Below are 12,855 nucleotides of genomic sequence, written 5' to 3'. Positions count from 1 at the left end.
GATGCGTCCCACGCTCGACATCGACAGCTATGTCAAGGGCGTGCGTGAGGGGTCGCGGGCGTACATCGCTCGCGCCATCACGCTCGTCGAGTCCACCCGCGCCGATCACCGGGTGCTGGCCCAGCGGCTGCTGACCGAGCTGCTGCCGTACTCCGGTACGGCACGGCGGGTGGGTATCAGTGGTGTGCCGGGCGTCGGCAAGTCCACCTTCATCGACGCTCTCGGCACCATGCTCACCGGCCTCGGCCACCGGGTCGCGGTCCTTGCCGTCGATCCGTCCTCCACCCGTACGGGCGGCTCCATCCTGGGTGACAAGACCCGGATGGAACGGCTCGCGGTGGATCCGGCTGCCTTTGTGCGGCCTTCGCCCACCTCGGGCACGCTGGGTGGAGTGGCCAAGGCGACCCGCGAGACCATCATCGTGATGGAGGCCGCGGGCTATGACGTGGTGCTCGTGGAGACCGTCGGCGTCGGCCAGTCGGAGACGGCCGTGGCCAACATGGTGGACTCCTTTCTGCTGCTCAGCCTGGCCCGAACCGGCGACCAGCTCCAGGGCATCAAGAAGGGTGTGCTGGAGCTGGCCGACGTCATCGCGGTGAACAAGGCGGACGGGCCGCACGAGCGCGACGCCCGCTCGGCGGCCCGTGAACTGGCCGGTGCGCTACGGCTGATGCACCCCGCCGACGCGGCGTGGACTCCCCCGGTCCTGTCCTGCAGTGCCCGCGAGGGCACCGGCCTCGACACGCTCTGGGAGCGTCTCGAGCAGCACCGGGCGCTCCTCGACTCGACGGGCAGGCTCGACGCCAAGCGCCGTGACCAGCAGATCGACTGGGCGTGGGCGATGGTCCACGACGAGCTGCGGGACCGGCTGCGCGGCCATCCCGAGGTACGGGCGCTCGCGCCCGGTCTCGAACAGCAGGTGCGGAACGGGGAGTTGACGGCGACGCTGGCCGCCGAGCGCATCCTGGAGGCGTTCCAGCGGCGGTAGCGGGGTCCGCGCGAGTCCCTCAACGGGGCTCCGCCCCAGATCCCTCCCCCTACGCCCTGGCGGGCGTGGGGGGACCCCCACCTCAATCGCCGGAGAGGCTGAATTACAGCCCGGCCCTGACCTCGCGGGCCGCGGCCACCAGATGCTCCAGCGACGTGCGCACCTCGGGCCAGCCGCGGGTCTTCAGACCGCAGTCGGGGTTGACCCACAGCCGCTCGGCGGGAATGGCGTCAAGTCCCTTGCGCAGCAGTGCGGTTGCCTCCTCAGTGCTGGGCACCCGCGGCGAGTGGATGTCGTAGACGCCGGGGCCCACCTCGCGGGGATACCCGGCGGTGGCGAGTTCGTCGGCGACCTGCATATGGGAGCGGGCGGCCTCCAGGCTGATGACATCCGCGTCGAGGTCGTCGATGGCCTGGAGGATGTCGCCGAACTCCGCGTAGCACATATGTGTATGGATCTGGGTATCGGGACGGACGCCGCCGGTGGTGAGGCGGAACGCCTGTGTCGCCCAGGCCAGATAGGCCTCGTGACCGGCCCTGCGCAGTGGCAGCGTCTCACGCAGCGCCGGTTCGTCCACCTGGATGACCGACGATCCGGCGGCCTCCAGGTCGTTCACCTCGTCGCGCAGCGCGAGGGCGACCTGCCGTGCGGTGTCGGCGAGCGGCTGGTCGTCGCGGACGAAGGACCAGGCGAGCATGGTGACGGGCCCGGTGAGCATGCCCTTGACGGGGCGGCCGGTGAGCGACTGGGCGTACCGGGTCCAGCGGACGGTCATCGGGTCGGGCCGGGAGATGTCGCCGGCCAGGATCGGCGGCCGGACATAGCGGGTGCCGTACGACTGGACCCAGCCGTGCCGGGTGGCGAGGTAGCCGCTGAGCTGCTCGGCGAAGTACTGCACCATGTCGTTGCGTTCGGGCTCGCCGTGCACCAGGACGTCGATGTCGGCCTTCTCCTGGAAGGAGATGACCTCACGGATCTCGGCCTCGATCCGCTTCTCGTACCCCTCCGTGTCGATGCGCCCGGACCTCAGCTCAGCACGCGCGGTGCGCAGCTCGGTGGTCTGCGGGAACGAACCGATCGTGGTCGTGGGAAGGAGGGGCAGGCCGAGGCGCGAGCGCTGAGCGGCGGCACGCTCGCTGTACGGGAGGCTGCGCCGGGCGTCGGCCTCGGTGACTTGTGCGCAGCGGGCCCGTACGGCGGGGTCGTGGGTGAGCGCGGAGGTGGCGCGAGAGCGCAGGTCGGCCCGGTTGGCGGCGAGTTGGGCGGCGATGCTGCCGGCGCCCTCGGTCAGTCCGCGGGCCAGGGTGACCACCTCGGCCGTCTTCTGACGGGCGAAGGCCAGCCAGCGCGCGACCTGCGTGTCCACGCCCCGTTCCGCGGCCGCGTCGAGGGGCACATGCAGCAGGGAGCAGGACGCCGCCACATCCACCCGGTCGGCGAACCCGAGCAGGGTGGCGAGTGTGGCCCTCGACTTTTCGAGGTCGTTGATCCATACGTTGCGGCCGTCGACGACTCCGGCGACGAGCCGCTTGCCGGGCAGGCCGCCGACGGCGGCGAGGTCGCCGAGGTTGGCGGCGGCAGGCCCGGTGAAGTCGAGGGCGAGTCCGTCGACCGGCGCCTTGGCCAGTACGGGGAGGGCGTCGCCCAGCCGGTCGAAGTAGGAGGCGACCAGGAGTTGGGGCCGGTCGGTGAGCCCGCCCAGCTCCCGGTAGGCGCGGGCCGCGGCGTTCAGCACGGCCCGCGGCTGGTCCTGGACCAGGGCCGGCTCGTCGAGCTGCACCCACTGCGCGCCCGCGGCCCGCAGATCTGAGAGCACCTCGGCGTACACCACAAGCAGCCGGTCCAGCAGGGTGAGCGGTTCGAAGTCGGCGAGGACGCCCGGTGCGGGCTTGGCGAGCAGCAGATAGGTGATGGGGCCGACGAGCACCGGGCGGGCGGTGTGCCCGAGGGCGAGGGCCTCCTTCAGCTCGGCGACCTGCTTGGCGGAGTCGGTGCTGAAGACGGTGTCGGGGCCGAGTTCGGGCACGAGGTAGTGGTAGTTGGTGTCGAACCACTTGGTCATTTCCAGGGGCGCGACGTCCTGGGTCCCGCGGGCCATGGCGAAGTAGCCGTCGAGCGCGCCTGCCTCCACGGCCGCACGGTGGCGCGCGGGAATGGCGCCGACCATGACGGTGGTGTCCAGGACGTGGTCGTAGTACGAGAAGTCTCCGGTGGGCACTTCATGGATGCCGGCGTCGGCGAGCTGCTGCCAGTTGGCGCGGCGCAGTTGAGCGGCGCTCTCCCGGAGGGCTTCGGCGCTGACGCGGCCCTTCCAGTAGCCCTCGATGGCCTTCTTCAGTTCCCGGTCGGGGCCCTGGCGCGGATAACCGTAGACGGTGGCCCTGGCTCCCGCTGCTGAGGATGTGCTGGTCACGGAACTCTCCTTCGCGAGTACTCGTCAGGCGACCCCGGAGCGGATCGTGGAACGCGAAGGAACGGCAACCGGAGCAGCCACCGGCACGCCTGTGCCCTGTGCTGCCCGTACCGCCGACCCGCCCACGAGGTCACCGAGATCTCCGCGCACGTCGGTCGCGCACGGGCAGTGGCAGGTCTTCGGACTTGCGGGCACGCCTTCCTCGTACGTGTCGTACGAAGGCACCTACTGGCCGTCGCTTCCCGGATCCGGTGCCGGATCCAGTGCGTATGACGGCGGTCGTTCCCACTCACCGCTGCGGGGCAGTTCCGGATTTCCACCGGATTCCCTCTTGCGACGCGCCTGCCTGGCGGGCAGGGCGAACCAACTGCGAGACCCAGCCTAGGCGCTGCCGCTCGCGGGGCACACCCCCGCCCCTGCGGGGGTGTGCCCTCAGCTTCCGGTCCGGTTCACTTCCCCGGCCGGGCGGCGTCCCCGACGCTCAGGCCGGATCCGGCCACCCGGGCCCTGATGCCGTCGCGCTCCACGGTGATGTCGCGCAGCCGCAGCTCGCTGAGCGAGTCGGGCAGCTCGAAGGAGAGGGAGAGCCGCTCCGAGAGCTCCGGCGGCCTGACCGCGAGCAGTCCCTTGACCAGGGCGGGGTCGATGCCCGCTTTCTCCAGCAGCTGTGGATGCGCGATCACCACATCGACGAGATTGACTTTCATCAGCCGCTCGACGAACTTCGGTGCTCCGGTGAGGCGGTGGAGTTCCTCCTCGCTCCGCAGCGCCCGGCGCACCTGCTCCTTGGGCACGCCGAGCCGGTCCACGATGGCGGGCACCGCCAGCATTGCCTTCGCGCGGGCCGCTTCGCGGCTGATCCGCTCGGCCGCCTCGCGGTGCAGCCGCAGTCCCGAATGATCCGGGTCCTTGCCGGGCCGGTAGGTGGCGACGCGGGGAATGTCGAGCTGCATGCCGTCGAGGGTGGTGGTGAGGGCCCGGCCGTTGTCGCGCCGGATGTGCGCACGGGCGCGTACGTGCAGTTCCTGTCCGGCGACGGCGAGTTCGCCGTTCACGCGTATCCCGTCGGCACCGGTGCCGGTGAACCGGAGCTGTGAGGCGCCCAGTTCGCGGTTGAGGTCGTCGAAGGAGAGCAGCACCTCGCCGTCGAGGTTGCCGATGACGGCGCCCTTGATCGAGGTCGGCGCGTCGCCGACGATGCGTACGTCCTTGGCGGTGGCCCGCACTTCGGCGAGCGAGACGCGGTCGGCGGAGACGTCCGGCACGGTGACGTCGACCTGGTCGATCCGCTCGTCGATGAGCTGGGTGAGGAAGGGGAAGCCGTGGATGTCCACGTCCGGCCTGGTGGCGAGTGAGAGCGACTGCTGGAGCTTGTCCGCCGCCTTGCTCTGCGCGTACGCCTCCGCGAGCCGGTCGGTGAGGAGCAGACAGACGGTGCACAGGAGTGCCGCGACGGTCAGCTTCACCACCGCGGGCAGGGCCGAAAGACGGCTCTGCCCGCGGTGGTTGGGCGGTGACCAGTCGTCCTCGTCGTCGAGGTCCGAGGTGAGCCCGAGCTCCAGCGGGTCGGGTGGGACGTAGTCGGCGTAATCGGGTTCCGGGTCCGCCAACTGGGCGAGTTCTTCGTACGGATTGCGTGAATGCGCTGATATGCGTGTGGGGGGTCGCATCGGCTCATCCCACCATGTGAGCCACCCTCGAACGCAAGTCCTACGGTGTGTACGTAATGGTTTGAGCCAAAATTCCGGCGACCCGCCGCCTGCCGGGCCCGGGCGATCCGCCGCCTGCTCGGGCCCGGGCGACCCGCCGGCCGGGCCCGAGTCAGCGCCTCAGCTCAAGACCTTGAGGATCTCGGCGGCGAGCGGGGCGGACGAAGCGGGGTTCTGGCCGGTGACCAGGTTGCGGTCCACGACCACCTTCGGAGCCCACGGCTCGCCTTCCTGGAAGTCCGCGCCGAGCTCGACGAGCCGGTCCTGGAGCAGCCACTTCGCCTTGTCCGCCAAGCCCGCCTGCGTCTCCTCCGCGTTGGTGAAACCCGTCAGCCGGTAGTCGGCGAACGGCCAGGAGCCGTCCTCCCGCTCGGCGGCGAGCAGCGCGGCCGGACCGTGGCAGACCACGCCGAGCGGCTTGCCGGATTCCAGGGCGGCGGTGAGCAGCCTGCCGGAGTCCGGGTTGACGGCCAGGTCCTCCATCGGGCCGTGGCCACCGGGGTAGAAGACCGCGGCGTAGTCGGCCAGGTCGGCCTCCTCCAGCTTCAGCGGTCGCTGCAGGGCGGCGATCGAGGACAGCTCGGCGGCGATCGCGTCGGCGTTCTCCTTGCCTCCGTTCACCTCGGGCGCGAGGCTCGCCCTGTCCACGGTGGGTACGACACCACCCGGCGTGGCGACGGCGATGTCGTGCCCCGCCTCGGTGAAGGCGCGGTAGGGAGCCACGACCTCCTCCGCCCAGAAGCCGCTGGGGTGCCGGGTGCCGTCGGCCAGGGTCCAGTGGTCCGCGCCGGTCACCACGAAAAGGATCTTCGCCATCTCACATCTCTCCGTCAAAAGGTCACTGATGCCTCGAACGTAGACCGATGAGCCATTGGGATCCAATAGGCTATCCATCATGACCCATAGGGAATCCAATGGATCGTCGGGAATACAGGGTCCGACCCAGAACGGGCCGCTCGATCTGACCCTGCTGCGGACCTTCCTCGCCGTGCACCGCACCGGCTCGTTCACCGCGGCCGCCCGTCTGCTCGGCCTGTCCCAGCCGACGGTCACCACTCAGATCCGCTCCCTCGAGCGGCAGCTCGGGCGCGAACTCTTCGGCCGCCTCCCCCGTGGAGTCGCCCCCACCCCGGTCGCCGACGACCTGGCAGCCCAGATCGCCGACCCGCTGGACGCCCTCGTCGCCGTCGCCGTCCGTGGTCAGGCCGGCGAGAGCGGCCCGGTCGATCCGGTCCATCTGGCAGGCCCCGCCGAGCTCCTCTGCACGCGCGCGCTGCCCGCTCTCGCGCCCCTTGTCGAGCAGGGCGTACGCCTCCGCGTCACCACCGGCCTCACCGACGAACTCCTCGACGGCCTGCGTGCCGGCCACAGCGATCTGGTGATCGCCACCACCCGCCCTCGCGGCCGCTCCCTGACCGCCGTACCACTGACGGACGAGGAGTTCGTCCTGGTTGCTTCAGCGCAGTGGGCGCAGCGGATCGGCCAGGACCGGATCGCGGCCGAGGGCCCCGCCGCCCTGCGCGGCGTCCCTCTCGTGGCGTACGCAGAGGATCTGCCCATCGCCCGCCGTTACTGGCGCCATGTCTTCGGCACCCGGCTGACCGGCCAGGCCGCTGTGACCGTCCCCGATCTGCGCGGAGTGCTGTCGGCGGTCGCCGCCGGGGCCGGGATCACGGTGCTCCCCCGCTATCTCTGCCAGCACGAACTGGCCGCCGGCACGCTGGTGCAGCTGCTCACGCCCGACGACCCGCCCATCAACACCGGCTATCTCGTCCAGCGCCCGGGCGCGTCGGACAACCCGCACCTGGCACTGGTCCGCGACCGTCTGCTGCGCGAGGCTCCCGCCTGGTGAGTACTCCGGCTCGTAGGGTGAGGCATGGTCAGTTCTCACGTCATCACCTGGGAAGTCACGGAGAGCCAGGGATACGAGACCTCCTGGATCGAGCTCCGCGGCACGACCCTGCAGGCCCGTGGGCGCGCCGTCGCAACCGTGCCCCATCCGCACTGGATCTCCTACGAGCTCGAAACCGGCGACGACTACCTCACCCGTGAACTGCGGGTCCACGCCGCGACCGCCACGGGTTCGCACGAACTCCAGCTGCGGCACGACGGTCACGGCCGGTGGACCGCGGACGGGGAGCCGCTGCCCGACGTCGACGGCGCGCTCGACTGCGACCTCGCTCTCTGCCCACTCACCAACACCATGCCGGTACTGCGGCACGGACTCCATCTGGCACCCGGTGAACGGAGTTTCCTGATGGCCTGGGTCTCGGTGCCGGACCTGACCGTGCACGCGTCACCGCAGACCTACACCCATCTGAGGCGTACCGAACGCGGCGCGCGCGTCCGGTTCGCGTCGGGCGACTACCGCAGCGATGTGGAGTTCGACGAGGACGGGCTCGTCATCGACTACCCGGGCTTGGCTCGCCGGCTTTCGTGGAATCCGGGACGGCCGCGGCCGTAGGGCCGGTGTGCACAGGATCGTGCGCGCGGCGCGCAGAATTGGGCAAGAGTTGAGCACAAGAATGCATAGAAATGCTTGAGATTGACGAGTAGCGTTCCCGGTGTGCTGGCTGAGCGACGACATCAACTCATCCTGCGGGCCCTGCGATCAGGCGGCCCCGCAGCCGTAACCGACCTGTCCGGCCAGCTCGGCGTGAGCCCCGCGACCGTCCGGCGCGACCTGGTCAAGCTGGCGGAGGAGGGCCTTCTCACGCGGGTCCACGGGGGAGCGTCGGTCGAGGAGGGCGATCAACCCTTCGCAGAGGTCGCCGAGATCAGGGTCCCGGAGAAGGACGCGATAGCGGTCCGGGCCGCGGCCATGATCGAGGAGGGGCAGTCCGTCCTCCTCGACATCGGCACCACCGCCTACCGCCTGGCCCGGCAGCTGCACGGTCGCAGACTGACCGTGATCACCAGCAATCTGGTGGTGTACGAGGAGCTGGCGGACGACACCGGGATCGAGCTGATTCTGCTCGGCGGGATGGTCCGGCGGGAGTACCGCTCCCTGGTCGGCTTCCTCACCGAGGACAACCTCCGCCAGCTGCACGCGGACTGGCTGTTCCTGGGCACGAGCGGCATCCGCCCCGACGGCCAGGTCATGGACACCACGGTGATCGAGGTCCCGGTGAAGCGGGCGATGATCGCGGCCGCGGACTCGGTGGTACTCCTCGCCGACGCGGGCAAGTTCCCCGGCACCGGCATGGCGAAGGTGTGCGGCCCGGGGGCCCTCGACACAGTGGTGACCAACGCGCCCGCGGACCCGGCGACCAGCACGGCGTTCGACGAGGCAGGAGTGAAGGTGGTTGAGGTATGAGGCTCACGATCCTCGGCGGCGGCGGCTTCAGACTCCCGCTGGTGTACGGCGCCCTGCTCGGCGATCACGCCGAGGGCCGAATCACCCACGTGACCCTTCACGACCTGGACGCCGGACGGCTGGCCGCGATCGCGCGCGTCCTCGCCGACCAGGCGGAAGGCGTGCCGGACGCCCCGCCGGTCACCGTCACCACCGACCTCGACGAGGCGCTGCGCGGCGCCGACTTCGTGTTCTCCGCGATCCGCGTCGGCGGCCTCGAGGGCCGCGCGGCCGACGAACGCATCGCCCTGGCCGAGGACGTGCTGGGCCAGGAGACCGTCGGCGCGGGCGGCATCGCGTACGGACTGCGCACCGTCCCGGTCGCCGTCGACATCGCGCGCCGGGTCGCCCGGCTCGCCCCCGACGCCTGGGTCATCAACTTCACCAATCCGGCCGGTCTGGTGACCGAGGCCATGGCCCGACACCTGGGCGACCGCGTCATCGGCATCTGCGACTCGCCGGTGGGCCTCGGCCGGCGCGTCGCCCGCGCGCTGGGCGCGGACCCCGACAGCGCCTGGATCGACTATGCGGGCCTCAACCACCTCGGCTGGCTGCGCGGCCTGCGCATCGAGGGCCGTGACGAACTGCCCCGGCTGCTCGCCGACCCCGAGCTGCTCGGCTCCTTCGAGGAGGGCAAGCTCTTCGGCCCCGACTGGCTCCGCTCCCTCGGCGCGATCCCCAACGAATACCTGCACTACTACTACTTCAACCGCGAGGCGGTACGCGCCTACCAGGAGGCGAAGCAGACCCGCGGGGCCTTCCTCCATGAGCAACAGGCCCGGTTCTACGCGGAGATGCGGCGGCCCGACGCCCCGGCGCTGGCGACCTGGGACCGTACCCGAGCCGAGCGCGAGGCGACCTACATGGCGCACAACCGCGAGGCCGCGGGGGCCGGCGAGCGAGACGCCTGCGACCTGGAGTCCGGTGGATACGAGCAGGTCGCCCTCGCCCTGATGCGGGCCATCGCGCACAACCAGCGCACGACGCTCATCCTCAACGTCCGTAATCGCACGACCCTTTCCGTACTGGACGAGGAAGCGGTCGTCGAAGTGCCCTGCTTCGTCGACGCGAACGGCGCGCACCCCCTCTCCGTGTCCCCGCTGCCGCTGCACGCCACCGGACTGGTCTGCGCCGTCAAGGCCGTCGAGCGCGAGGTCCTGGCGGCGGCCGACAGCGGCTCGCGTGCGACGGCGGTGAAGGCCTTCGCCCTGCACCCCCTCATCGATTCAGTGACCGTGGCCCGCCGTCTCGTCGACGGCTACACCAGCGTCCACCCCGCGCTCGCGTATCTGAGGTAGGAGTCCGCACATGCACGACGAACGCCGCCGCATCGAGGAGCGCGTCGAGCGCATCCTCCAGCAGCGCATCCAGCCCGCCGTCCACGCCTCCTCGCTCCCCTTCGAGGTCGCGGCATGGGAGGCCCCGGACGAGCCGGTGTCCTTCGCCGAGGCCGCGTCGCAGACGTACGAGCCGTTCGCGACGGGAACGCCGTGGGGCCCGCCCTGGGGCACGACCTGGTTCAGGGTCCGCGGTGAAGTCCCCGCCCAGTGGGCCGGCCGTCGCGTCGAGGCCGTCTTCGACCTCGGCTTCACCGGCCCCTGGCCGGGCAACCAGGCCGAGGCCCTCGTCCACACCCTGGACGGCGGCCCCCTCAAGGCGGTCAACCCGCAGAACCAGTACGTGCCGGTCGCCAACCCCGCGGCGGGCGGCGAGCGGATCGACTATCTCCTCGAGGCCGCGTCCAACCCCGACATCCTGGCAGGCGGCTTCCGCCCGACCCCGCTCGGCGACAAGGCCACCGCCGGCCGGGGGCCCCTCTACACCTTCGCCCGCGCCGACCTCGCCGTACTCGACGAGGACGTCTGGCACCTCTCGCTCGACATGCAGGTGCTGCGCGAGCTGATGCTGGAGCTCGCCGGGCAGGATCCGCGCAGGCACGAGATCATGCACGCGCTGGACCGCGCCCTCGACGCGCTGGACCTGGACGACATCTCCGGCACGGCGGCGGATGTACGGGAGCTGCTGCGGCCGGTCCTGACGCGTCCCGCGCACGCCAGCGCCCACACCATGTCGGCCGTCGGTCACGCCCACATCGACAGCGCCTGGCTGTGGCCGATCCGCGAGACCAAGCGCAAGACGTCCCGCACCTTCTCCAATGTGACCGCGCTGGCCGAGGAGTACGAGGAGTTCGTCTTCGCGTGCTCGCAGGCCCAGCAGTACGAGTGGGTCCGCGACGACTACCCGCGGGTGTGGGAGCGCATCAAGAAGGCCGTCGCGGACGGCCAGTGGGCTCCGGTCGGCGGCATGTGGGTGGAGTCCGACGGCAATCTGCCCGGCGGTGAGGCCATCGCCCGCCAGTTCGTCCACGGCAAGCGCTTCTTCATCGAGCACTTCGGCATCGAGACCAAGGGCGTCTGGCTGCCGGACTCCTTCGGCTACAACGCGGCCTATCCGCAGCTGGCGAAGCTGGCCGGCAACGAGTGGTTCCTCACCCAGAAGCTGTCCTGGAACCAGACCAACAAGCTGCCCCACCACACCTTCTGGTGGGAGGGCATCGACGGCTCGCGGATCTTCACGCACTTCCCGCCGGTGGACACCTACAACGTGGAGTTCTCCGGCAGGGAGATGGCGCACGCGGTCCGCAACTACCAGGACAAGGGCCGCGGTACCCGCTCGCTGGCACCGTTCGGGCACGGCGACGGCGGTGGCGGCCCCACCCGCGAAATGATGGAGCGCGCGCGGCGTCTTGCCGACCTCGAAGGCTCGGCGAAGGTCAAGGTCGAGCACCCGGACGCGTTCTTCGAGGCGGCGCGCGCGGAGTACGCGGACGCGCCCGTCTGGTCCGGCGAGCTCTATCTGGAGCTGCACCGCGCCACCTACACCTCGCAGGCCCGCACCAAGCAGGGCAACCGCCGCAGTGAACACCGGCTGCGCGAGGCCGAGTTGTGGGCGACGGCGGCCGCGCTGCACGCGCCGGGCTACGACTACCCGTACGAGAAGCTCGACCGGCTGTGGAAGACGGTCCTGCTGCACCAGTTCCATGACATCCTGCCCGGCTCGTCGATCGCCTGGGTGCACCGCGAGGCGGAGGCGGAGTACGCGCGGGTGGCGCGGGAGCTGGAGGCGCTGACCGGCGATGCCCTGTCGGCACTCGGGTCGGGCCGGCCGTACGTCTTCAACACGAGCCCGCGTGCTCGCGCCGAGGTGGTCACGGGACCGGACGGCGCCCCCGTCTACACCGAGGTCCCGGCGAGCGGCAGCGCCCCCATCGGCACCGGGGCGGCTCCGCGGCCGGTCTCCAACACCGGCCGTACGCTCGACAACGGACTTGTCCGCGTCACCGTCGCGGACGACGGCACCCTGGCGTCCGTACGCGATCTGGTCGCCGGCCGCGAAGTCCTCGCCGCCCCCGGAAACCGCCTGCGGCTGCACAGCGACCTGCCCAACCACTGGGACGCCTGGGACATCGACAAGCATTACAAGAACCGCTTCACCGACCTGCTCGCCACCGAGTCGGTCACGGTCGTCGAAACGGGACCGCTGGTCGGCGCGGTGCGGGTCGAGCGCGCCTTCGGCAAGGGCTCGCGCATCGTGCAGACCGTCACGGTCCGGGCAGGCAGCCGCCGCGTCGACGTACAGACCGAGATCGACTGGCACGAGGCCGAGAAGATCCTCAAGGCGGCCTTCCCGATCGACGTCCGGGCCGACCGGTCCACGGCGGAGATCCAGTTCGGCCATGTCCACCGGCCCACGCACACCAACACCAGCTGGGAAGCGGCCCGTTTCGAGGTCTACGGCCACCGATGGGTGCATGTCGGGGAGCCCGGCTACGGCGTCGCGGTCATCAACGACTCGACCTACGGGCACGATGTCACCCGCACCACCCGCGACGACGGCGGCACGACCACCACCGTCCGACTCAGCCTGGTGCGCGCTCCTCGCGTACCGGACCCCGAGGCCGACCAGGGCACCCACCGCTTCACCTACGCGCTGCTGCCGGGCGCGACCGTGGAGGACGCGATCGCGGAGGGGTACGCGCTCAATCTGCCGCTGCGGGTGGCGGAGGCGGCCGGGAGCATCGAGCCGCTGGTGAGCAGCGACAACCCCGCCGTGACGGTCGAGGCGGTGAAGCTCGCGGACGACCGCTCGGGCGACGTGGTCCTGCGGCTCTACGAGTGCCTCGGCGGCCGGGCGAAGGCGACCCTGCGCATGGGCTTCCCGCTGGCCGGTGCGCAGGTCACGGACCTGCTGGAGCGTCCGCTGCCGGACGAGCCGGTGGCCGTCGTGGACGGCGGGGTGGCGCTGGCACTGCGGCCGTTCCAGATCCTGACGCTGCGTCTTTCGCGGGCGTAGTCAGCCCTGCCCGGTCCTGCTCCCGGCAGCCGAACGG

9 protein-coding genes and 1 riboswitch are annotated in these 12,855 nt (G+C 70.9%); of the genes, 6 read left to right on the top strand and 3 right to left on the bottom strand.

Annotation, left to right across the window (positions count from 1 at the left end; genetic code table 11):
• The first annotated feature begins 1 nt into the window (after position 1).
• A complete protein-coding gene (meaB, locus tag ACFYWY_RS12930) occupies positions 2–988 on the top strand; it encodes a methylmalonyl Co-A mutase-associated GTPase MeaB (RefSeq protein ID WP_389184169.1) in 987 nt (328 codons plus the stop codon).
• A 103-nt stretch (positions 989–1,091) separates the two neighbouring features.
• On the opposite strand, the gene metE is transcribed toward meaB, so the two are convergent.
• The 3 genes from metE to ACFYWY_RS12915 all read right to left on the bottom strand — a co-directional run bounded on the left by metE (position 1,092) and on the right by ACFYWY_RS12915 (position 5,926).
• Entirely contained in the window at positions 1,092–3,401 is a 2,310-nt protein-coding gene (metE, locus tag ACFYWY_RS12925; RefSeq protein WP_389184166.1) for a 5-methyltetrahydropteroyltriglutamate--homocysteine S-methyltransferase, read from the bottom strand.
• A gap of 152 nt (positions 3,402–3,553) precedes the next feature.
• Positions 3,554–3,784, bottom strand: a riboswitch (cobalamin riboswitch).
• 66 nt (positions 3,785–3,850) lie between these two features.
• Positions 3,851–5,071: a DUF2993 domain-containing protein gene (locus tag ACFYWY_RS12920; protein WP_389184163.1), complete on the bottom strand. Its 1,221-nt coding sequence runs from the start codon at positions 5,069–5,071 to the stop codon at positions 3,851–3,853.
• A 159-nt stretch (positions 5,072–5,230) separates the two neighbouring features.
• On the bottom strand, positions 5,231–5,926 hold the full coding sequence (locus ACFYWY_RS12915) for a type 1 glutamine amidotransferase domain-containing protein (protein WP_389184160.1): 696 nt from the start codon (positions 5,924–5,926) through the stop codon (positions 5,231–5,233).
• A 79-nt stretch (positions 5,927–6,005) separates the two neighbouring features.
• On the opposite strand from ACFYWY_RS12915, the gene ACFYWY_RS12910 reads away from it, so the two are divergent.
• The 5 genes from ACFYWY_RS12910 (at position 6,006) to ACFYWY_RS12890 (ending at position 12,818) form a co-directional block, all read left to right on the top strand.
• On the top strand, positions 6,006–6,962 hold the full coding sequence (locus ACFYWY_RS12910) for a LysR family transcriptional regulator (protein ID WP_389184157.1): 957 nt from the start codon (positions 6,006–6,008) through the stop codon (positions 6,960–6,962).
• A gap of 24 nt (positions 6,963–6,986) precedes the next feature.
• Complete coding sequence (locus tag ACFYWY_RS12905) at positions 6,987–7,574, top strand: putative glycolipid-binding domain-containing protein (protein WP_389184154.1); 588 nt, start codon at positions 6,987–6,989, stop codon at positions 7,572–7,574.
• A 102-nt stretch (positions 7,575–7,676) separates the two neighbouring features.
• Positions 7,677–8,426, top strand: coding sequence for a DeoR/GlpR family DNA-binding transcription regulator (locus tag ACFYWY_RS12900; protein WP_389184151.1), 750 nt, complete (start codon positions 7,677–7,679; stop codon positions 8,424–8,426).
• Positions 8,423–9,763, top strand: a complete 1,341-nt coding sequence (locus ACFYWY_RS12895; RefSeq protein WP_389184148.1) for a 6-phospho-beta-glucosidase — start codon at positions 8,423–8,425, stop codon at positions 9,761–9,763. Before ACFYWY_RS12900 ends, ACFYWY_RS12895 begins: the two co-directional genes overlap by 4 nt.
• A gap of 10 nt (positions 9,764–9,773) precedes the next feature.
• The gene (locus tag ACFYWY_RS12890) at positions 9,774–12,818 is read left to right on the top strand and encodes an alpha-mannosidase (protein ID WP_389184145.1); all 3,045 of its coding nucleotides are present in this window, start codon (positions 9,774–9,776) and stop codon (positions 12,816–12,818) included.
• Positions 12,819–12,855 lie beyond the last annotated feature (37 nt).

Source organism: Streptomyces sp. NPDC002870, from assembly GCF_042888505.1.
Classification (GTDB): Bacteria; Actinomycetota; Actinomycetes; order Streptomycetales; family Streptomycetaceae; genus Streptomyces.
This window is presented reverse-complemented; position numbering and strand designations above follow the sequence as displayed.

Excerpts from the sequence above, each read along its gene's own strand:
- meaB (WP_389184169.1), top strand. The coding sequence starts at position 2 with ATGCGTCCCACGCTCGACATCGACAGCTATGTCAAGGGCGTGCGTGAG.
- ACFYWY_RS12905 (WP_389184154.1), top strand. The coding sequence starts at position 6,987 with ATGGTCAGTTCTCACGTCATCACCTGGGAAGTCACGGAGAGCCAGGGA.
- ACFYWY_RS12895 (WP_389184148.1), top strand. The coding sequence starts at position 8,423 with ATGAGGCTCACGATCCTCGGCGGCGGCGGCTTCAGACTCCCGCTGGTG.
- ACFYWY_RS12890 (WP_389184145.1), top strand. The coding sequence starts at position 9,774 with ATGCACGACGAACGCCGCCGCATCGAGGAGCGCGTCGAGCGCATCCTC.
- ACFYWY_RS12915 (WP_389184160.1), bottom strand. The coding sequence starts at position 5,926 with ATGGCGAAGATCCTTTTCGTGGTGACCGGCGCGGACCACTGGACCCTG.
- ACFYWY_RS12910 (WP_389184157.1), top strand. The coding sequence starts at position 6,006 with ATGACCCATAGGGAATCCAATGGATCGTCGGGAATACAGGGTCCGACC.
- ACFYWY_RS12920 (WP_389184163.1), bottom strand. The coding sequence starts at position 5,071 with ATGCGACCCCCCACACGCATATCAGCGCATTCACGCAATCCGTACGAA.